The organism is Bacillus sp. HMF5848 (assembly GCF_003944835.1).
GTDB lineage: Bacteria > Bacillota > Bacilli > Bacillales > HMF5848 > HMF5848.
Genome location: NZ_RWIV01000001.1, coordinates 3924506 through 3947659, shown reverse-complemented (window position 1 = coordinate 3947659; position 23154 = coordinate 3924506). Strand labels below are relative to the sequence as shown.

Below are 23154 nucleotides of genomic sequence, written 5' to 3'. Positions count from 1 at the left end.
TCGCTAGTTAGAGGTGAGTTATGAGTCTTATTTATAACCTTGCTTTTTCTGAAGGAGAAGGCAATACAACAACAGAACATATCCGAGGACATGAGCTACAAATTGAATATGTGTTTCAAGACGCTAAATATAAAAATAGCTGTTCACCTCGGTGGATTAAGTCTCCTTTAGAAGGCTTTGCACTTGATTTTGATGGCTATTCTACTTATATCGTTGATGCTCCCATTGAGGTGAGCGGGTCTTTTTCCATTATGGCACTTATTGCACCTAGATGCTTTGAAGCGTGTCATGGTAACGTGTCTACTACTATTATTGATCAATTAGATAAAACAAACAAAAAAGGATTTGCTCTTAGCTTGTATCAACATGGAGAGTTGCAGTTTGAAATAGGTGACGGCACACGTCTTCATATGCTTCGGAGCGAACAGTCCATTGACTTGTTCACATTATCACAAATTTGGGTGGTGTATAGTCAAGAGGCGCAAAAGCTTTCGGTTTACCTAAATGGTCGACTTATTGCTAGCTTAGAAGGCACTGCGTTTATGTCGGCTAACATCCCTGTATCAATCGGGTTAAACAATGTTCCGTTTAAGATTGGCCCCATATTTAAAGGCGGTATGTTTACAGGGTTAATTGAACGTATACAAATGTTTGATGAGGCTATCCCGCAGTCATACATTGAGGAACAGTTTGCTTTTATTCAAGATAAGCTAAATCTTGATTTTAAAAATATTGATTTAGATGAAACGAGATTACTAGACGATGTTCATCGGCCACAATATCATGCGATACCACCACAGCATTGGATGAATGAACCTCATGCGCCGTTTTATTTTAACGGTAAATATCATTTGTTTTACCAAAAAAATGCTTCAGGACCGTATTTCTCTAATTTACATTGGGGTCATTGGACGAGTGATGATATGGTGTTCTGGAAAAATGAAAAAACAGCGTTGTTTCCGCAAAAAGGAGATTTAACACCATCTGGCGTATGGTCGGGGTCAGCAACGATAGGACCGAACGATGTACCGCTTTTATTTTATACATCTGCAAATTTCAATAAAGAGTATAACCAAGGTGTGGCAACGGCACGACCTAAAAATGTCGAAGACCCCAATCTTGTTGAGTGGAAGATGGACGATAAAGGTGTGATTACCCAGACCGATAAGCAAGGTATTCTGTCGCAATTTCGAGATCCTTTTGTTTGGAAGGATGAACTAGAAGATAAATGGTATGCCATCATTGGCGGAGGAATTGAAGGAAAGGGACCAACTGCTTGGATTTATACGTCTATAGATTGTAAAGAGTGGAGTTTTCAAGGGGAATTTCTCACTTGTGACAGTGAAAAGTATCCATATTTAGGATCGAATTGGGAACTACCGGTTTTTTTACCGGTTAGTGATGATGAAGGTAACAAAAAGTATGTATTTATGTTTATGAGTTATTTTATAGAAGAAACAGTGTATCAAGTGGATACATATTATTATATCGGCGAGTTTGATAGAGAGCGCGCTACTTTCATTCCTAATACAGATGAACCACAGCTATTTGATTATGGACGCTTTAAATTTAGTGGACCAAGCGGCTTCGTAGATCCCGTTAGTAACAAATCGATTGTTTTTTCCATCCTGCAAGGGGACCGAACTGAGCAGGAGGAATTTGAGGCTGGTTGGGCGCATAATGCTGGGCTGCCAATTGAACTTTTTTTAGAAAATAATGAGCTTAGAATCCGGCCTTTAGAAAATTTACAGGTGTTACGAGCGGACGTATTAATAGATGAAGAAAACACAACAGTATGTGAAGTGAACGAAAAGCTTAAATCCATAAATGAGAAAATGATTGAAGTTATTGTTGAATTTGCAGATACGGACAGCTTAGTGGGCTTAGAGATTAAAAAAGACCCTAGTAATCTAGAAAAAACAACGCTTCTGTATGACAAGCGGGAAAGCTATGTATCACTAGACCGCCGTAAAAGTAAATTAGGATCTGCAGGCGATATTCACGGTGGACCACTAGAAATTACGACAGGATTGAAAGCACATATATTTATTGATCATTCGACAATTGAATGTTTTTTAAATGATAAAAAAATGATAACAAGTCGCGCATATCCAACTAGCCAGCATAGTGATTATATGGCACTTATCGGCGATAAACATATCCAAGTTAAATCATTACGAGTATACAAACTGAAGTCAATTTGGAAAAGAAATGAGTGAGTACCTTGACTACAATGGCTAAAAAAATAAGAAACAAAACATATAGACATACGTATCATCTGATGCCAGAATGCGGATGGATGAATGATCCGAATGGGTTTTCATTATTTAACGGAGAATACCATTTATTCTATCAGCATTACCCATATGATTCGATTTGGGGGCCAATGCATTGGGGGCACGCTGTTAGTACAGATTTAATAAAGTGGACACACAAGCCCATCGCGTTAAAGCCTGATGAAGACTATGACCGAAATGGTGTGTTTTCTGGATCCGGGCTTCAAGTTGAAAACGAGCACTGGTTATATTATACAGGTCATATTGACTCGTATCTTGATACAGTTTATGATGAAAATTTTAAAAAGAAGTCACAAGCAGACAGTCAGGGCGATACTTCTCCTTATATTAGACAAGTACAATGCTTAGCCAAATCAAAAGACGGCACGACGTATCATAAGTACGAGCATAATCCCATAATTGGATCGGAGCAAATACCACCGGGAATTAGGATTGAGGACTTCAGAGATCCGAAAGTGTGGCAAAACAATGGCACGTATTATATGGTTGTAGGCGCGAAAAGCATCGATCATATTGGACACGTATTATTTTATACGTCTCAAGATGGAATAGCATGGGAATACTTAAACGACTTAACGCTCGGTAAGGAGTACGGGACTGTATGGGAATGCCCAGATATATTTGAGTTAGATGGCAAGCACGTACTACTTTTTTCACCACAGGAAAAGCCGCGAGTAGGCCACAATTTTGAAAATATCCACTCTACAATGGCGTTAGTCGGACAGTTTGAGTACGAAACCGGCACATTCGCAGTAGAGTTTGAGCAGGAGCTTGATCAAGGCTTCGACTTTTATGCACCACAATCTCTTCTTACGGCAGAAGGAAAAAGAGTGATGATTGGCTGGATGAATATGTGGGATATGAAGTATCCGTTGCATGAGCTACGTCATGACTGGAATGGTTCGATGTCACTTCCACGAGAGCTATCATTAAAGAATGGAAAACTCATTCAAAAGCCGTATCACACAATTGAATCGTATCAAAAAAATGAAGTACAGTTACGAGATTTGCGCATTGATGGAGAATACAATAATAGTAGTTTGTCTGGAAAAAGCCAACACTTGAACATTGCATTTGACATGACAGAAAGCAACATCTTCAAAATTGAGTGCCTCAAAGGCGATTGTGAAAGTATATCAATGACGTTTTATAAAAATAGAAATGAAATGGTGTTAGACCGCCGAGCATCTAACTATCCGATAGAGAATTTAAGAATCTGCAATGATTATAACAGAAGCCAGCATATCAACTTAACGAACAAAGTGAAGCTAGACATCTTTTTAGATGTATCATCAATAGAGATTTTTGTGAATGATGGTGAATATGTGTTTACATCTTTATTCTTTTCGAAGGAATTAGGTGACAATGTTGCACTGACGTCTGACGGTGTGACATATATCGAAAAACTCGTGAAGTCGGAGATTTGTTAAGGGGAAAGATAATAGAGCTTAGAGCATCCTTACCTATTTAGGTAGGGATGTTTTTGTATGCAATTCAAACTAGCAAGCTCGAAATCTACTTACAATAAAAAACGCAGTCCCGACATTCGTTGTAGATGCACCGGGTGGTGGCGGAAAAATTGCGCTGCAGCCAAATTACTTGCTGTCGCAAAGTCCAACGAAGACAGTGTTACGTAACTTTGAGGGTGTGATCACGAGTTATCCAGAGCCAGAAAATTATGTCGCAGGCCGAGCTGATGCTTATTTTAATGAAGTATATGAAACGGCCGATTTACGACCGTCGAAAACGGGAATTACATCACTGCTGAACGATGAGCAATTTAATCTGGTTCCAAAATCATTGCATCGCCACGACCGACGTGAAAGCTATAAGCAAAATGAACATTACTCCACGTTAAAAGATAAACGAGAGAAGCGTGATGAACTGAAGGAGAAAAAATATCAGGCTCAATTGAAAAAGGAAAGTAAGGGGGGAGCGCAGTGAGATGTGAGTGGTGTGATGCTAGTGACGTAATGAACACAACATCTACTGTGTATTGGGAGTTACCAGATGGCACACGTGCCATTGAAATTGAAGAAACACCAGGTGTAACGTGCAATTCGTGCGGGATGGAATATCAATCTGAAAAGGTAACGGAGGAAATAGAGGATCAACTCCTTTTAATTGATACGAATGTAATTGGAAAAAGAATCTCCTATAAGGAGTTAATGGATATACCACGATTGTTAAAAAGAAATTACTTTAAGTTTTGAAAGGTTGAGTCGGAGCGTTTTGAGTCCCGATTTGATGTATGGAGGGGTTCGTATGAAGCGTCATTCGTTACTGATTAAGCCGATGCTCAATGAGGTTTATCCAACAGTAACACACGGTGATGGCATATATTTGTATGACAACACCGGAAAAAAATATATAGATGGCTGCTCTGGTGCGATTACTGCGAGCATTGGTCATGCGATCCCTGATATTGTTGATGCTATGCATGAACAAGCGCAAAACGTTTCGTTTGTGTATCGGTCCCAATTTACATCCGAACCAGCCGAGGAGCTTGCGCTTAAGTTGAATGAGCTTGTCGGAGCCGAGGAGGATTACTGGTCGTTTTTCGTTAACAGTGGCTCAGAAGCAACGGAAACAGCGCTTAAGATTGCTATTCAGCACTATCAAGAGCAGGGCAATTTTAAAAAGACGAAAGTAATGTCGCGCTGGATTAGCTATCACGGTATTACCCTTGGTGCGTTGTCGTTATCAGGTCATGTAAAACGGCGTGAGCGGTTTGCTCGTTTGTTAGAGGACTTTCCAACCGTAGCTCCGCCGTATTGCTATCGCTGTCCGTTCAATTTGAAGTATCCGAGCTGTCAGCTGTTCTGCGCTAGTGAACTTGAGACTGCAATCGAGCGAACCGGTGCTGACCAAATTGCTGCGTTTATTGCAGAGCCCATCGTTGGCGCAGCGGGTGGTGTGATTGTCCCCCCAGATGGATATTATCAAAAAATAAGAGAGATTTGTGACCGCTACGAGATTTTGTTCATTTCAGATGAAGTGATGACGGGAATCGGGCGGGCAGGAAAGATGTACGGCATGGATCATTGGGATGTAAAGCCCGACATTATTGCGATGGGAAAAGGCATGGGTGCAGGCTACACGCCAATCGCCGCTACACTCGTGAGTGAAAGAGTGATGGCCCCTATATTGGCAGGTTCGAACTCTATTATGAGTGGGCACACGCTAAGTGCGAATCCGCTATCCGCAGCCGTGGCTCTTGCTGTCATAAATTATATAGAAAAAAATAGACTAATAGAAAAAGTTGAAGAAAACGGAACGTATTTAATGAAGAAACTCGAGGCGCTAGCCGAAAAGTCAGAAGTGATTGGGGATGTGAGAGGGAAAGGCTTGATGATTGGTGTTGAATTTGTTGCCGATTTAGGAACGAAGCAGCCATTTGAGCTGTCGGTCGGGTTGACGAAAAAAATTGTTGATACAGCAAGAGACAAAGGTCTGCTTGTGTACCCTTCATCTGCCGGCAAGGTCGGTGCTTACGGTGATGCCGTCATCATCGCGCCACCTTTTATTATCACAAAGCAGCAGATTGATGACTTAGTTGCTATTTTCAAAGAAACTGTCGATGAAGTAACGGGGGAATTGTAGTAGGGGAAAAGTTGTATTATCTGAGTTTGCGAGCGAGTTTATTGAATGATGAAAGTAGTAGATTGACGATTGAAGTTGAGTAGGAGAAAGTTTGGTAGATGAGGGTGAGGATTTCCGGAGTTTATGGGCGGAAATTGCTGATTTAAGGGCGGATTTTCACGGTTTATGGGCGAAGCTTAAAGATTTATGGGTAAACTTTTGCAGATTATGGGTGAGAATTGGTGGTTTAGGGGTAAGTGTTTACAGTTAATGGGCGAAAATCGATGGTTTAGGGGCAAAATCTATCGAATATGCTTGATTTTAGTTCAAATTAGCTAAAAATCCCCCACCCTTACCATTTTCTGCGTGAGATTTTGGTGTTTATGCGCTAGTTTTAATGGTTTATGCGTGAGTTTCAAGTGTTTATGCGCCTGTTTCACCTGTTTATGCGTCAAAAAACTCGGTTTATGCGTATTTCACTTTAATGGGCTAGGATCAAAGATACGAACAACACACTCCGCCGGAATTTAAAAATTAGTTAGGGGGCTCGTGCTATGAAGTCATCTCCCAAGCGACTAATAAACAAGGTTGTTTCATTAGAAGAAGCGCTCGCCTTTATTGATGATGGCTGTACGTTGATGTTTGGTGGATTTGGGGGCGTCGGGAATCCCCCGACTCTCATTCAAGGTATTCTCGATAAAGGTGTAAAAGACCTCACGCTAATCGGAAATGATACAGGGTTTCCTACGATTGGTATCGGAAAAATTGTCAGCCAGCGCCGAGCGAAAAAAATTATCGTGTCTCACATTGGTTCGAACCCAAATGCCGGTCAATACATGATGGACGGGACACTCGAGGTCGAATTTTCCCCACAAGGTACGTTAGCGGAGCGCATCCGAGCAGGCGGTGTTGGGCTAGCTGGCATACTCACGGACGTTGGTCTCGATAGCATGGTCGAAGAGGGTAAGCAAAAAATCACCATAAACGGCAACGCATATTTAGTAGAAACCGCATTAACAGCTGACGTCTCCATTATACACGCGAAAAGGGCGGATACATTTGGCAACCTTATCTATGAAACTAGTGCCCGCAATACGAATCCACTCGTGGCGATGGCTGGCACAATCACGATAGTGGAGGCGGATGAAATTGTTGAAGTCGGCGAGCTGGATCCTGAAGAAATTGTCACACCTGGTGTGTACGTGGATCGCGTCGTACAAAGTAAAGGGGTGGACTGGACATGGGCATGGGAGTAGGTGTGTGGAACAGGATAGTAAAGAAGTTCGGCTATGAACCTGCCCAGTGAATGCCTCACCAAAAAGTATCCATTAATTACGACATTCCAAGTGTGGAGGTGAGTTAAACATGAGCATGGGGGTAGATACGCGTAATAGAATCGCGAAGCGTGCCGCGCAGGAAATACAAGATGGTATGATCGTCAATCTCGGTATCGGCATTCCGTCACTTGTACCGAATCACCTCCCGCCCCACCTTAATGTCATGTTTCATGCGGAAAACGGTATTTTAGGTATCGGGAAATCACCCGCCAAAGGAAAAGAGGATCCGACCTTATGCAATGCGGGTGGCTTTCCTGTCACCACTGTTCCAGGTGCTTCATTTTTTGACAGCGCGACTGCGTTTGGCATGATTCGCTCGGGTTACTTAGACGTGACGATACTCGGAGGCCTCGAGGTTAGCGAAACAGGTGACCTAGCAAACTGGATTGTGCCAGGAAAACGTGTGCCTGGTATTGGTGGGGCGATGGAGCTCGCGAAAAAAGCAAAAAAAGTCATTATTGTCATGAATCATTGTAATAAAAATGGAGATCCGAAAATCCTCAAGACTTGCACTTTGCCGCTTACTGCCAAGGCTTGTGTAAGTTTAATCATTACCGATATGGCGGTCATTGAAGTCATCCCTCAAGGCTTACTTTTAAAAGAAGTAATGGCACCGCACACAGTAGAGGATGTCATTGCCAAAACAGGAGCGCCGCTAGACATTTGTAAAAATATAAAGCGGTTGGACTGAGCGCCGCTAGACATTTGTAAAAATATAAAGCGGTTGAACTGAGAATCGAGACAATAACAACTTCCAAAACGAAGATAAGTCTCGTTAGTAACCAAAATCGTGTGCCGACGATTGTAAAGTCTCGTACAAAGCAACACAATCACCGAGGGGGGAGTGTATTGTTAAAAACTCACATAAAAGAGTGGCTTGCGGCAAACAGAAATTATGGCATCACCCTCTTACAAAGACTCGTGCAGGCAAATAGTACTCAAGGAAATGAGAAGCCCGCCCAGCAAATTGTTATTGACACGCTACAACAGCTGAACCTACAAATCGATGTGTGGGAGCCAGACGGGGCTACACTCAAGCAACACCCATACTTTGCTTCGCCGCGAACGGATTTCACCAATAGTCCGAACGTGGTAGGTATTAAAAAAGGTACAGGTGGCGGGCGCTCGCTTATTTTAAACGGTCACATTGATGTCGTACCAGCGGGCGATCCTGAGCAATGGGCACCACACCCGCCCTTCAGCGGGCAAATTATCGACGGCAAGCTTTATGGTCGTGGTGCTACCGATATGAAAGGTGGCAATGTCGCTCTTCTCCTAGCGCTAGCCGCTCTGCAAGAAACACCTCTCAAAGGTGACGTAATTTTTCAAAGTGTCATTGAAGAAGAGAGCGGTGGCTTAGGAACACTCGCAGCCATCCACCGCGGCTATAAAGCCGATGCGGCGCTTATCCCGGAGCCAACGAATATGAAAATTTTTCCGAAGCAACAAGGCTCGATGTGGTTTCGCCTTCACGTAAAAGGTCGCTCTGCTCACGGCGGCACAAGGTACGAAGGAGTCAGTGCGATAGAAAAGGCGCTTCTTGTTGTCGAGCATGTGAAGAAACTTGAAGAAAAGCGAAACGCCAGCATCACCGATCCTCTTTACAGCAACATTCCGATCCCGGTGCCTATTAATATTGGCAAAATCACCGGTGGCGACTGGCCATCGTCGGTACCGGACCTTGTAAAGCTTGAAGGTCGCATTGGTGTCTCGCCAGAAGAAACAATGGATGAAGCGAAGCAAGAATTAGAGACGTGGATCGCCGAGCTTCACAAAACGGACCCGTGGTTCACCAAAAACCCCGTCACGCTCGAATGGTTTGGCGCGCGCTGGCTACCAGGAGCGATCAATCTTGAGCACGAGCTAATCAACAAGCTAACCACACACTTCGAGCACGTGACCGGGCGCAAGCCAACAATCGAAGCGTCCCCTTGGGGCACCGATGGTGGGTTGCTCACAAATGTTGGCGCGACACCGTCCGTTGTGTTTGGTCCTGGTGTGACTGAAAACGCACATCACCCGAACGAATACATCGAAATAGACAAAGTGTTCGAAGCGGCCGAAATTATTGCCTTAACAATTATCGATTGGTGTGGAGGTGAACACGATGGATGAAGCGCAGCATCTCGCAGAGCTTGATAAAAAGCATTTCTTGCACCCAACTTCGTCTATCCAGGAGCAGCAGTCGAGCGGTCCAGCTTTTATTTTTAAAAAAGGCTATGGAATTTATCTAGAGGATATACAAGGCAACGTGGTTATTGACGGGATGTCCTCCCTGTGGAATGTCAACGTCGGTCATGGGCGCAAGAACTTAGCTGAAGCAGCAAAGAAGCAAATGGAGACACTCGCGTACAGCTCGTGCTTCGCGACATTTAGTAACGAACCAGCTATCAAACTCGCTGCCAAGCTCGCACAATTAGCACCACCGCCGCTTACTGCGACGTTTTTCACATCAGGCGGCTCAGAAGCAAACGACACCGCCTATAAGCTCGCGCGTCACTACTGGTTATTAAAGGGCGAGCCTGCGCGTAAAAAAATCATCGCTAGAAACAGGTCGTATCACGGCGTATCCATGGGGGCGACAAGCGCAACGGGACTCAAGCCGTTTCGCGATTTCACCCAATCGCTCGCACCCGACTTTTTTCATGTCGACCACTTTGAAGTCACAGCGTTGCGAGCTCTAATCGAACAAGAAGGACCAGATACATTTGCTGCTATCGTCGCAGAGCCTGTGCAAGGCGCAGGTGGTGTGCACGTGCCACCAGCAGATTATTTTAAAAAAATAAAAGACATTTGTACGGAATACGGGATTCTGCTAATTACCGATGAAGTCATTACTGGGTTTGGTCGAACCGGAAAGATGTTTGGCATGGAGCACTACGAGGGTGTCACGCCAGATATGATGTGCTTTGCAAAAGGAGTAACGAGCGGGTACGCTCAGCTCGGTGGAGTGATGATCTCAGAGCAAATGCATCAAGATTTTACGCAGCTCTCACAAGGCACGCTGTTACACGGTTACACGTACAGCGGACACGCGACAGCCTGCGCCATCGCTCTGAAAAACATCGACCTACTAGAACAAGAAGACCTTGTTGAGAATGCTAAACTACGAGGCGCCGAGCTGCTAGACGGTTTGCGCTCACTCGCAGTCGACTTTGACATCATACAAAGCTGCCGCGGCCTCGGTCTTATGGCAGCGATCGAATTTACGGGCGGCCTCGCCCCGCAAATTGTAAAAGAAGCAGCGAACCGGGGTCTCATATGTCGCGCGGTGACGTTTGATAATCAAGATACGCTTGTACTAGCGCCGCCACTCATCATTACGAATGAAGAAGTGGAGAAAATAATTACTATTTTAAAAGACACAATAAACAGTATATAATCATGTAAAAGCCTTGCAGAAATAACTGCAAGGCTAAAATACTACATAAAATGCTAGTATTATGATATGATATCAATACCATGAATTTTCTTATAATTAAGATAATTGGGTAATGTCTGAGGTGTTTTCATTTTTATAGATTTACATATTGCCTCAAGCTTGATAGTTTTCTCCTCATTACGTAAATACGCATGCCTAATTCAAAGGCAACTACCCTTATCGAAGCAAAAAATAATACAAAGAAGGTGATTTTATGACAACTAGTATACATGTAAATGATAGTAGCTCTCCGCTACGTCGCGATGTAAAAACTCTCGGCAACATTTTAGGGCAGATTTTAACTCTTCACGGGGGGACCGAGTTACTAGACAAAGTTGAAAAAATTCGTGAGCTGACGATTACACTTCGGAAAAATTTTAAGGAAGAAACGTACGAAGCGCTTAAGCAAGAGATTAAACAGCTGAAGCCGCCGATGCGTGAGCAGGTTATTCGTGCTTTTTCTGTTTATTTTAATTTAGTAAATATTGCTGAACAAAATCATCGTATTCGCCGTCGTCGTGAGTATCAGCTTGAAGAAGATCATGTAGTGCAGCCTTCTTCTTTCGAAAGTGCTGTGTTATCGCTGAAGGACAATCAAATTCCTGTTGAAGTGATTCAAGATGTACTTAACAAGTTATCGCTTGAGCTAGTTATCACAGCACATCCAACAGAGGCGACAAGACGTTCTGTTCTTGAAATCCAGAAGCGCATTGCTGATGATATTAAACAGCTTGATCAACCACTATTAACAAAAAAAGAAAAAGCAACTATAGAAGAAAAGCTAATACATGAAGTGACAACATTATGGCAAACAGATGAGCTACATCAGCATAAACCGACCGTGTTGGATGAGGTTCGGAATGCGCTTTATTATTTTGATCATACATTATTCAATGTTTTACCTGACATTCATCAAGATTTGGAGGATTGCTTAGGGGAATGCTTCCCAGAGCAAAAATGGAATGTGCCTAACTTTCTACGCTTTGGCTCTTGGGTTGGAGGCGATCGAGACGGAAATCCGTTTGTAACACCTGATGTAACTTGGGAAACATTACAAAGACAACGCAGACTTGTATTGAAAAAGTATAAAGAAGTTATTGTGGAAATGATGAAGCTATTCAGCCATTCTACCAATCGAGTACAAGTAAGTGACGAGCTGCTGCAATCGGTTGAACAAGAGGAAGCAATCTATGTTGCAGCGGATAAAAAGTGGAATGTAGAAACCGAGGTATATCGAAGAAAGCTTGCGATTATATTAGAACGCATTCGCCACGTTGGCAAGTCTGACAACATTGGCTATGCGCATGTCGATGAGCTGTTGCGTGACCTATATTTAATAGAAAATAGTATTAAAATGCACCAGCCAACTGAAAGAAGACTACGAATTCTACAAAAATTCATCCGCCAAGTGAAGCTATTTGCCTTCCATCTTGCCACACTAGATATTCGGAATCATAGTGGGGAGCACGAAGCGGCAGTAACTGAAATTTTGCGAAAAGTAAAAATTACTGATAACTATGCAGGGCTACCGGAAAATGAAAAAATAGAGATTCTTGAAAATATCCTACAAGACCCTCGTCCGCTGCTATTACTGCATGAGGATTATAGTAAAGAAACGCGTAAAATGCTAAATTGCTTCAAAATGATTAAAGATGCTCATGAGGAATTCGGCGAACGTTCCATTGAAGTGTATCTTGTTAGTATGACTCGGTCTGCGAGTGATTTACTAGAAGTACTTGTGCTAGCTAAAGAAATGGGTATTTACCGCCTGCATGATGATGGTCGTGTTGAAAGTTTATTAAGCGTCGCGCCGTTGCTAGAGACAGTCGATGATTTAACAGCAGGACCAAGAATTATGGAAACGTTGTTTACGATGGATGTGTATCGCAACTATTTAGACGTACGCGGCAACCATCAAGAAATTATGCTCGGCTATTCAGATGGTAGTAAAGACGGTGGCACCTTAACAGCAAACTGGAAGCTGTATAAAGCGCAAGTAGAAATTCATGAAATGGCGAAAAGCTACAACGTACGCCTGAAATTTTTCCATGGCCGTGGTGGGTCATTAGGTCGTGGAGGCGGTCCGCTAAATCGTAGTATTTTATCACAGCCAGCCGAAACGTTAGGTGATGGTGTGAAAATTACGGAGCAAGGGGAAGTTATGTCATCTCGTTATCTATTAACGGACATTGCGTATCGTAGTTTAGAACAAGCTGCGTCTACGATGCTTGAGGTTGCGGCGCACGTATCGAAGGAATCAGAGCAAGGACATTTACGTGAAAAAATTTGGGAGCAAGCTCTTGAAGAGGTGTCTGAAGCTGCGCTACGAAAATATCAGTCTCTTGTTTTCCAGGATCAAGACTTTTTAACGTATTTTATCCAAGCTACACCGTTAATGGAGCTAAGCTCATTAAATATCGGCTCGCGTCCGATGAGTCGAAAAAATAGAGAAAGCTTTAGCTTTGAAGACTTACGGGCGATTCCATGGGTATTTGCATGGACGCAAAGTCGTCAGTTGCTGCCAGGCTGGTATGCGGCAGGAACAGGCTTATCGACGTTTGCAGAAAAAAGCCCTGAAAACTTAAAGATTTTGAAGGATATGTATCATAATTGGCCATTCTTTAAATCAACAATTGATAACTTACAAATGGCGTTGATGAAAGCAGATATTCCAACGGCTTCTCTATATAAAACGCTTGTTGAGGATGAAGCGATTGGCGATAGAATATTTACTAACATTGTAGATGAGTATAACCGTACGAAAGCTATTCTTTTAAAAATCTCAGATCATCAAGAATTGCTCGATCACGCACCAACGATTCAATCATCGGTGAAGCGCCGCAACCCATATGTAGATCCGCTCAACTTCCTACAAGTGGAGCTCATTAAGGAGTTGCGTGAAAGTGACAACCCTGAAGATACTCTGTTAACAGAAGTGCTACTGACGATTAGCGGCATTGCAGCGGGCCTTCGTAATACAGGTTGATTTGGTCAAACAAAGGTAATGAGAAGTAATGAAAAGGTAATGCAAAATACTCGTGTGTTAGTGCGGTAATCTGAATTCGTGCTTGCAAACAATATGAAAAAGGGGAACTTGGTATCACAACACGCCAAGTTCTCTTTTTTAGATGTTAGACCGTGACCTGCAGTACGTGTGATGGTGCTTTTACAATATAAAGTGGCCGGGAATCGCTAGGAATTAGGTCGAAATTGGTCGATGGGCGCTGTATTTTGTCGGTGCCAGGCACGGCACTTATCCACACCCATTAAAACCCAGTCGTATCAAGGGTGCAAAAGTTGTAAAACTTTGTCGGTGCCAGGCACTTACAAGTTACGACAAATTTCCCGTTTGAAAGGAGGCAAATCCATGGTTTTTTTACGAATATTCATTACCACCGTCATCATCATAGCTTTTCCAACTCTAGCTTCAGCAGAAAAACTAGTCATTATTGACCCCGGCCACGGTGGGAAGTTTTATGGAACGTGTGGATTCAGCGGCGTGCAAACCGGATATTGTGAGAAAGATGCCAATCTAGAGGTGGCCTTACTCGTACGTAAATATTTGCAGCAAGATACAAATATCCGCGTTGAGCTTACACGTTCTGATGATCGAGAATTTGCCCCGATTCTTCGAGGAAATGAAGGCGAAGGCGACTTAGCGAAGCGAATCCAACTGGCAAACGAACTAGCAGCCACCAACAATCAACAAACTATTTTTATTTCTATTCATCATAATGCACATCCTACAAACCCATTCCGTCGTGGTGTAGAAACCTACTACTTTGACGGCATACAACACGCGAATCCTACTTATCCGTTTGATCCACTTCAGCTTTTGTTTCGAGATGATAGTAAGCGTTTAGCGGAGAGTGTGCATCCGGCACTCGTAAATCAACTAGCTACCCCTGACAGACGGATACATAATAACCAAAGCTTTTTTGTTATTCGTAATGCACAAATGCCAGCCATCCTACTAGAGCTAGGCTACATGAGTAATAGATTTGAAGAACAATCAATCCGAGCGAAAACATTCCAGCAAACAGCTGCGAAAGCTATAGCCGAGGGGATTACAAGCTATTTTCAAGTGTATGAGGTGTACGGTGCTAATGATAGGAAACTAGCAACCTTTCAACATGAGATTGATGCGCTGACATATGCTAAACAAACCCGGTCTGCGATTCATGTGTTTGATAAAGACCGTCAGAAAGTTATTTATAAAGTTTTAGATAAAATAACACTGTAACTACAAACAACGAGGCCGATGCGTTGAATGGAAGTACTGCCGACATAAAATGACTTGGTAATTTTACAACAGTGAGGGAGAGGTCAATGCTAATGCTGAAAAACATAGTGACGCAAGTGGTGTGCGGAATCATATTTCTTTTTATTATAGTAGGTTGTGCTCCTACCAATAAGCCAGTAGTGACGCACACAAATAAAGAGACACCAATTCCGAAAGAGACAGCCCCATCAGCTTTTGCGCATTATGATACATACCGGCCGGAGGTAGGGATGAAAAAACACTTTGTGAATGGTCCGGACCTGTTGTATACATACGACGTTGTCGCTGAAGATAGCGATTATGTGCAAATAATTATTACATTGAATGGCGCGCCCACCACCCAGATATATCGCTGGACAGCAGATGAAATGACACTAGTATATGAACAGGTTGGTCTAGCTGACCAAGAAGGAACGCTGCTAGAAGAATTTTTAGAAGAACGACTGGACACAATTGTGAGCACAACAGCACATGCAGATTGGACTATTATTGAAGAACAAACCACGCTACAGCTACCATGCGCTACTTATCATGACGTACTCGTAGTTAGCAAAACAACCGATGAAGTCGTGGGAGCCAATACTATTTATACGCGGTACTATGCGCCAGGCGTCGGCTTAGTAAAAGAAACGTATGAAGTAACCGGTGAAAGTGGCTACAAAGATGAAGCGGTGTGGGATTCGTGTGTTGAAGATTAAGAAAAAGTTACACTAGCTTATTACGAAACTATTCCCCCACTCACCCGAAGTGGTGAGGTCAGCCATGCAGGAACCGCTCTTATGCAAGTAGAAACCAAAAGTTTGTGTAATTTCTATGAAACTTAAACTCAATGTACAAGGTAGTGTCACAGTTTTTTTGTAGTTTAATATATAATTTTTTCCTATAATCGCGAGAAATGCATGTTTTTAAGCACAGTAATTTTGCATAATACAGCTTACTAACTTACTGAAAATGTAAGAAAAAGGATACAGGATATTTTCCTCATAAACCTGTTGCCCAGTTGATTAATATAGTGTAAAATTAGTTTAGTACTAGTTTGCAATCGTTTGCATTTTTTCGACAAATGCAGTTAATAATGTGCAACTGTTGCACAAGCGGGATAAGGAATCTATTTTCTTACCACATTTGTGCAAACGGTTTCGCACGTTGCGCAACATAGTATATTACAATACTAATGTTTTCTTAACATAACTGTTGTGGTATATGCAATTTTTATTGTGCAACTTAATGCAAACGATTTCACAGCTAAGTGTTAACTTACACCAATTGATAGCTAAAACACTATCAATTGAAATAAAAAGGAGGAAAAGAATTTGATGAGTAGAAAGATGAAACGTCATAGTGCTATTTTAATGACAATTATCATGCTCCTTAGCTTGCTTTTACCAACTGTACCTGTACAGTCTGTACAAGCAATCGAAGAAAATTCCGTAACAACTGAGACGTATGATAGTAGCGCTACAGATGATACTTACAATGAAGGTACGTCTAATGCAACTGACATTCTTTTAACGGATGCAGATGCGATAACAGGTGAGCGACAACTTCGTTTCACGTATATTAGAGAAGACCAAACATTTGGTGATTGGAATATTTGGACTTGGAATACAGGTGTTGATGGACAAGACCAAATTACGTTTGACTCATATGATGGAACGAAAGCAATTGCTAATATTGCAATAGGTCCTGATGCAACTCAAATGGGCTTTGTATTGCGTAGCACGTTTGATTGGGACACTGCTGAAAAAGAATTTGGTGATAGATTTATTCCTATCAACGAAAACGATTCTTTAACAAAAGCTTATATCACAAGCGGTGTAGAACAAATTCACGTTGTACCTGATGGTTCTAAACCTGTAATCGACAAAGGTCTTGCAACTTTCTACTATCGCAGTCCAGCTCTTTTTGCAAACGATGCAATGGACGCTATTCAAAAAGTAGAATTAAAGTTCAACGGTGACGTTTTACCGATGACATACGAAGCTGACAATGAAAGATTCGTATTAGGAGATGTACAAGTCCCTAATGGTAAAACTCCATATTCATATTTAGTAACAATTGATGGAACAACAACAGAAGTAACGGATCCTTACAACACAGTAGAGGGTGCATCTTACGTTGATTTCTTTATGGTGCCACTAACTGTATCAGCTTCTGTTGCACCGGCAGCTATTGATTATAATGAAAACGCTGTATTAACAGTGGATGTGCAAGGTTTAGATGATAGTGTATCTATCACAAAGATTTTTGCTGATGTTTCTGCATTAGGTGGATCTGACAAGTTAGAAATTGATCCAACGGTAAAAGCGGTTACTATCGCTGTTGATGACGATGTAACAGCTGGTACGAAAGATATCCCAGTAACGGTAGTAGATTCATTTGGTAACTACTTTGATGCATCTACATCTGTAACAATTGAAACTCGCCAATCTGTCGGGGAAGCTGATTTTGATTGGGATGAAGCGATTATTTACTTCATGCTAACAGACCGTTTCTTTGATGGAAATACTGGTAATAATGATCCTTATGGTATGAACTATGATACGACTGATCGTGGTACGTACCAAGGTGGAGACTTTGCTGGTATTACTGCAAAGCTTGATTATTTAAATGATTTAGGTGTTAATACAATCTGGATCAGCCCAATTGTTGAAAACGTTAAACATGATGTAGCTTATAACCAAGCTGATGTTAGCTCATATTATGGATATCATGGATACTGGGCAAGCAACTTTGGTGCTTTAAACCCACACTTTGGAACAATGGATGAGTTCCATACATTAATTGACGAAGCACACAATCGTGGTATTAAGATTATGGTTGACGTAGTTCTTAACCACACTGGTTATGGCTTGAAAGATATTGATGCTAATGTAGCAAACCCACCAGCTGGTTACCCAACTGATGAAGAGCGTACTGTTTACTCTAATCTAGTTCGTCAAGGTAGTAACGTTGGAACGGATGAGGTTGTTGGTGAATTAGCTGGCTTACCAGACTTCAAAACAGAAAATCCTACTGTTCGTCAAGCTATCATTGATTGGCAAACTGCTTGGATTGATGCAGCAACAACTGCAAACGGTAACACAATTGATTACTTCCGTGTGGACACAGTGAAACACGTTGAAGATGCAACTTGGATGGCGTTCAAAAATGCTATTACAGAAAAAATGCCTGAACATAAAATGATTGGTGAAGCTTGGGGCGCAAGCGTAAGCAATGACCTTGGCTACCTTGATTCAGGTATGATGGATTCACTACTAGACTTTGATTTTAAAAATATCGCAAAAAGCTTTGTAAATGGAAGCTTAAACAGTGCAAATGAAACTCTTGATAAGAGAAACGATAATATTGACAATACAGCTACTCTTGGTCAATTCTTAAGCAGCCATGATGAAGATGGATTCTTACACTCTGCTGTAGGTGGAGACGAAGGTAAGTTTAAAGTGGCGGTTTCTCTTCAAGCGACTGCGAAAGGTCAACCAGTTATTTATTACGGGGAAGAGTTAGGACAAAGTGGTGCTAACAACTATCCGCAATACGATAATCGTTATGACCTCGCTTGGGATCAAGTAGAGGGCAATGACATTCTAGCTCACTATACAAAACTATTAAACTTCCGTGCTAATAACTCTGATGTATTTGCAAAAGGTGATCGTGACTATGTTGCTGGTGGCGATTCTGACGAATATCTATTATTCTCTCGCAGCTATGCAGGCGACAACGTATACGTTGGATTAAACGTTGCTGACACAGCAAAAACAGTTACATTAACTGTGGATTCAGCTGCTGCTGTTGTAACAGATAACTATTCTGGTACTGTGTACACAACATCTGGTGCAGGTGAAGTTGAAGTTACTATCCCGGCTAATGCTGACGGTGGTACAGTTCTACTTACTGTAGAAAATGGTTTAATTACTGGTGCATTAAGTGAAGGAGATATTCCTGCTAACACTTTACGTATCCACTACAATAGAGCAGATGGTAATTATGCAGACATGGGTATTTGGACTTGGTTTGATGTGGTAACACCACAAGTTGATCCATGGCCAGATAATGCCCTTCCATTTGCTGGAACTGATTCATTCGGGGCATATATCGATATCCCGTTAAAAGACAATGCAGTTGAAGTAGGTTTCCATATTGTTAATAAAGTAAGTAAAGAAACAGATGGTGGAAACAAGTTAGTTACTATTACACCAGGTATGAAGGAAATCTGGTTACTAGAAGGCTCTGATGAGATATTCACTGTAGCGCCTGACCTAGGAGTTCCAGAAAACCACATCCGTATTCATTACAACAGAACAAACGGTGACTATGAAAACTTTGGTGCTTGGTTATGGAACGATGTAGCAGACCCTTCTGCAGGCTGGCCAACAGGCGCTACTATGTTTGAAAAGTTTGATGACTACGGCGCATATATTGATGTTGAGTTAGCAGAAGGCGCGAAGAATATCGGCTTCCTAGTAATGGATGTTACTCTAGGTGACGCTGGTAAAGACGGTGGAGACAAAGGCTTCACAATTCGTTCATCTGAAGTAAATGAAATTTGGATTAAGCAAGGTTCAAATGAAGTGTTCACATTCGAGCCAGTTGAGTTACCAGAAAACACAGTTCGTATTCACTACACTCGTGATAACGGTGACTATGAAAACTACGGTGTTTGGAACTGGGGCGATGTAGTTGCTCCATCAGACAACTGGCCAACAGGTGCTACAATGTCGTCTGGTATCGACCAATACGGCGCATATTATGACATTGCTATGAATGAAGATGCAAAATCTCTAGGCTTCTTAGTAATGGATGTTACTCTAGGTGACCCAGGTAAAGATGGTGGCAACAAAACTTTTAATCTTGTAGACAAATACAACCGTCTATGGATTAAACAAGGTGATGACACCGTTTATATTTCTCCATACGGAGATGTAGCAAACGGAATTTTATCAGCTGAACTTTTATCTGAAACTGAAATACTATTAGGTTTCACTATGACTGCTGGTTTAACAGCTGATGCTCTAATCAATGAGTTAGAGCTAAAAGATAAAGACGGTAACCCTGTAACTATCGACGCTGTTGAAGTGACTGATGATATTTCTGTTAAGATTACTGCTAATATTGACTTAGATTTAATGCCATATACAGTAACATACTCTGGCAGAACAGTTGATGCTGTAAAAGGCTGGCGCTTAATTGATAGCTTATATGGCTACGATGGTAATGATTTAGGTGCAACATATAACAATGGTGATGCAACACTTAAATTGTGGGCACCAAAAGCAAGTGCAGTTGTAGCGAACTTCTACGACAAAAACGATGCTGCGACACAAATTGGTACTATGCCTTTAACTCTAGGTGAGCGCGGTGTTTGGTCTCTAGATGTAGCTGCAAGTGACTTAGGTGTAGCTGATCTTGATGGATATTACTATCAATATGAAGTAACAAACGACGGTGTAACGAAGAAAGTATTAGATCCGTATGCAAAATCATTAGCTGCCTTTACGGTTAACACGAATGGTGACCCAGGTCCTGATGGTGATGTAGTTGGAAAAGCTGCTATTGTTGACTTGAGCGATACAAATCCTGAAGGATTCTCGCATGCTAACATTGAAGGCTTTGAAAAGCGTGAAGATGCGATTATTTGGGAAGTGCACGTACGTGACTTCACTTCAGATCCATCTATCGAAGGTGATTTAAATGCTAGATGGGGCTCTTATAAAGCATTCATCGACAAGTTAGACTACATTAAGTCATTAGGTGTAACACACGTACAGTTACTTCCTGTTATGGCTTGGTATTATGGTGACGAAACAGGTATGGGCGAGCGTGAGCTTGATTACTCAGCTGGTGGCAACGAGTATAACTGGGGCTATGATCCACACAGTTATTTCTCACCAGATGGTGCATATTCTGAAGATCCAACTGATGCAAAACTACGTGTTAAAGAATTAAAAGAATTAATTGATGCTATTCATGATGCTGGTATGGGTGTTGTACTTGATGTTGTTTACACTCACTTAGCAAAAACAAGCACGTTCAATGATATTGTACCTGGATACTATGCATTCCAAGATGCTAACGGTAATTTCCTAGGTGGCTTTGGGAACAACTTAGCTATGAATCATACTATGGCAGAAAAAATCTTCGTAGATTCTTTAAAATACTGGTTTGACGAGTACAAGATTGATGGTATGCGCTTTGATATGATGGGCGATGGCACATATCCAGCTACTCAAAAAGCAGTGGATGCAGCACTTGAAATCAACCCTAACGCGTTGTTTATCGGTGAGGGCTGGAGAACATTTGCTGGTCACTTATCAGATCCTTCATTAGAAGGTATGGGTGCAGACCAAGACTGGATGGATAAAACAGATGACGTTGGTGTATTCTCAGATGAAATTCGTAACGAATTAAAATCTGGTTTCGGTTCGGAAGGTGAGCCACGCTTCATTACTGGTGGCGCACGTGACATCCAAGTTATTTTCAATAACATTAAAGGTCAACCAGGAAATACAGCTGATGACGATCCAGGTGATATGGTTCAGTACATTGCAGCGCATGATAACTTACCGTTACATGACGTAATTGCTCAATCTATTAAGAAGGATCCAACAGTTCCAGAAAATCAATTAGAAATTCAAAAGCGTATTCGTTTAGGTAACACATTAATCTTAACATCGCAAGGTACAGCGTTTATTCATGCAGGTCAAGAATATGGTCGTACGAAGCAATGGTTTGGTGAAGGTGTTCCTGAGCAGAAATGGCATCATTTAGAAGATGAGAATGGTGAGGCGTTTGGTTACTTCATCCATGACTCATATGATTCATCAGATGCGATCAACATGTTTGATTGGGATAAAGCAACAAATGAAGCATTATTCCCTGTTCAAACTACAACACAATCATTTACTAAAGGTTTAATCGAGTTAAGAAAATCAACAAACGCATTCCGTTTAGGAGATATGGCTCTTGTTGATTCAAACGTAACATTACTTGATTTCCCTGAAATCGCAAGTACTGACTTAATGATTGCTTACAAATCAGTATCAACTGATGAGACAGGCGACTACTACGTGTTTGTTAACACTGATAACCGCGTACGTTCGTTAACTCTTGGTGACCTAGACCTAACTGCTGGTGACGTTCTTGTTGACAGCGACGAAGCTGGTTTCGACGTAGTAACTGATCCATCGGGCTTCTCATTAACAGCAGATACATTAACACTTGATCCATTAACAGCTGTTGTTATTAGAACAAACTATGTAGCTGAACAACCAATCGATGAGTGTTTCATTGCAACAGCTGCATTCGGTACGAAGTTCACACCAGCGGTTACATTATTACGTAGCTTCCGTGATGACTTCTTACTAAGTAACACAATCGGTACTGCGTTTGTAGATTTCTACTATACGCATTCACCAAAAGTAGCAGACTTCATCAGAGGAAATGATTTCCTTAAAGCATCTGTACGCTTAGCATTAGCGCCTGCCGTAGGTGCGGTGTATATGATGTATAATCCATTACTTGGCTTAGTAGTTCTATTAGGAGCTATCGCGGCTGGATGGTATTTCGTAAGAAGAAGAAGAGCTACAGCATAATATTTAAATCAAAAAGAAGTAACCGCATCTGTGGTTACTTCTTTTTTGGTATATATTGCCTAGACAATTGTGTGGAAAGACCTATTTTTTCAGCTTATGAAACTTAAGTATAATGGTAGTGTTCCATAAATCGTACGAAACGGCAAAACCGTTGAAAAGCGGTGACGCAAAGCTACAGGGGCTAACGTATAAAAACTATGCCAGCCAGCTTCCGAATACGGACCCGACGATTTATGAGAGATTGTAGGGGGGATCTTTTTATGAAATCTTTTTTATTGAATGCAAAGTACTATTGGCATGTATGTCGCCACAGGCACATTGACTTTATGCTACGTGAATGTCAATGTATTGCTAGTAGGAAACACCTACAAGCACGTGCACAATATCATGAGCAGTGTGCATTAGATGCGATGGTTCGTTCATTACCAAGCACTAGATATTAATAGAAAGCCTTCTCTGCTTTGTAGGGGAGGCTTTCCTTTATTTAGCGTTAAAGAAAATTTAAGCTAGGTTAGTGCCTAGCTCCAGCAGCCGCTCGAGGTCTTAAGCCTTCCCCCATTAGAGGGAAGGCCCTTCCTGCAGGGGACGTTTTAAGCTGGTCGTGGCTGAACAAGGCGCTTACGTTTTTCTTAATTTCACGTTC

Annotated in this window: 13 protein-coding genes, 1 pseudogene and 1 riboswitch; all 14 genes and pseudogenes read left to right on the top strand. The window is 41.8% G+C overall.

Annotation, left to right across the window (positions count from 1 at the left end; translation table 11 throughout):
* The first annotated feature begins 20 nt into the window (after positions 1 to 20).
* The 14 genes and pseudogenes from EJF36_RS18710 to EJF36_RS18645 all read left to right on the top strand — a co-directional run bounded on the left by EJF36_RS18710 (position 21) and on the right by EJF36_RS18645 (position 22954).
* Complete coding sequence (locus EJF36_RS18710; RefSeq protein WP_125907750.1) at positions 21 to 2219, top strand: GH32 C-terminal domain-containing protein; 2199 nt, start codon at positions 21 to 23, stop codon at positions 2217 to 2219.
* Positions 2220 to 2233: 14 nt separating this feature from the next.
* The gene (locus EJF36_RS18705) at positions 2234 to 3727 is read left to right on the top strand and encodes a glycoside hydrolase family 32 protein (RefSeq protein WP_125907749.1); all 1494 of its coding nucleotides are present in this window, start codon (positions 2234 to 2236) and stop codon (positions 3725 to 3727) included.
* Between the two features lie 103 nt (positions 3728 to 3830).
* Positions 3831 to 4241, top strand: a pseudogene (locus tag EJF36_RS18700) (lysine 2,3-aminomutase); the annotation flags it as partial.
* Entirely contained in the window at positions 4238 to 4510 is a 273-nt protein-coding gene (locus EJF36_RS18695) for a YokU family protein (RefSeq protein ID WP_125907747.1), read from the top strand. The pseudogene EJF36_RS18700 and the gene EJF36_RS18695, both read left to right, overlap by 4 nt.
* A 52-nt stretch (positions 4511 to 4562) precedes the next feature.
* Positions 4563 to 5900, top strand: coding sequence for an aspartate aminotransferase family protein (locus EJF36_RS18690; RefSeq protein ID WP_125907746.1), 1338 nt, complete (start codon positions 4563 to 4565; stop codon positions 5898 to 5900).
* A gap of 533 nt (positions 5901 to 6433) precedes the next feature.
* Positions 6434 to 7135: a CoA transferase subunit A gene (locus EJF36_RS18685; protein ID WP_125907745.1), complete on the top strand. Its 702-nt coding sequence runs from the start codon at positions 6434 to 6436 to the stop codon at positions 7133 to 7135.
* A gap of 109 nt (positions 7136 to 7244) precedes the next feature.
* Positions 7245 to 7907 (top strand): 3-oxoacid CoA-transferase subunit B, encoded by a 663-nt coding sequence (locus EJF36_RS18680; RefSeq protein ID WP_125907744.1) that lies wholly within the window; start codon positions 7245 to 7247, stop codon positions 7905 to 7907.
* A 158-nt stretch (positions 7908 to 8065) separates the two neighbouring features.
* Positions 8066 to 9331 carry a peptidase gene (locus EJF36_RS18675; RefSeq protein ID WP_125907743.1) on the top strand — a complete coding sequence of 422 codons (1266 nt, stop codon included), beginning with the start codon at positions 8066 to 8068 and terminating at the stop codon, positions 9329 to 9331.
* The gene (locus tag EJF36_RS18670) at positions 9324 to 10598 is read left to right on the top strand and encodes an aminotransferase family protein (protein WP_125907742.1); all 1275 of its coding nucleotides are present in this window, start codon (positions 9324 to 9326) and stop codon (positions 10596 to 10598) included. Before EJF36_RS18675 ends, EJF36_RS18670 begins: the two co-directional genes overlap by 8 nt.
* A gap of 253 nt (positions 10599 to 10851) precedes the next feature.
* On the top strand, positions 10852 to 13623 hold the full coding sequence (gene ppc / locus EJF36_RS18665; RefSeq protein ID WP_125907741.1) for a phosphoenolpyruvate carboxylase: 2772 nt from the start codon (positions 10852 to 10854) through the stop codon (positions 13621 to 13623).
* 381 nt (positions 13624 to 14004) lie between these two features.
* A complete protein-coding gene (locus EJF36_RS18660; protein WP_185806967.1) occupies positions 14005 to 14880 on the top strand; it encodes an N-acetylmuramoyl-L-alanine amidase family protein in 876 nt (291 codons plus the stop codon).
* A gap of 92 nt (positions 14881 to 14972) precedes the next feature.
* Positions 14973 to 15617: a hypothetical protein gene (locus tag EJF36_RS18655; RefSeq protein ID WP_125907739.1), complete on the top strand. Its 645-nt coding sequence runs from the start codon at positions 14973 to 14975 to the stop codon at positions 15615 to 15617.
* A gap of 618 nt (positions 15618 to 16235) precedes the next feature.
* Positions 16236 to 22511: a pullulanase gene (locus tag EJF36_RS18650; protein ID WP_125907738.1), complete on the top strand. Its 6276-nt coding sequence runs from the start codon at positions 16236 to 16238 to the stop codon at positions 22509 to 22511.
* Between the two features lie 131 nt (positions 22512 to 22642).
* Positions 22643 to 22727, top strand: a riboswitch (cyclic di-GMP riboswitch).
* A gap of 44 nt (positions 22728 to 22771) precedes the next feature.
* Positions 22772 to 22954: a hypothetical protein gene (locus EJF36_RS18645; protein ID WP_125907737.1), complete on the top strand. Its 183-nt coding sequence runs from the start codon at positions 22772 to 22774 to the stop codon at positions 22952 to 22954.
* The last annotated feature ends 200 nt before the right edge of the window (positions 22955 to 23154 follow it).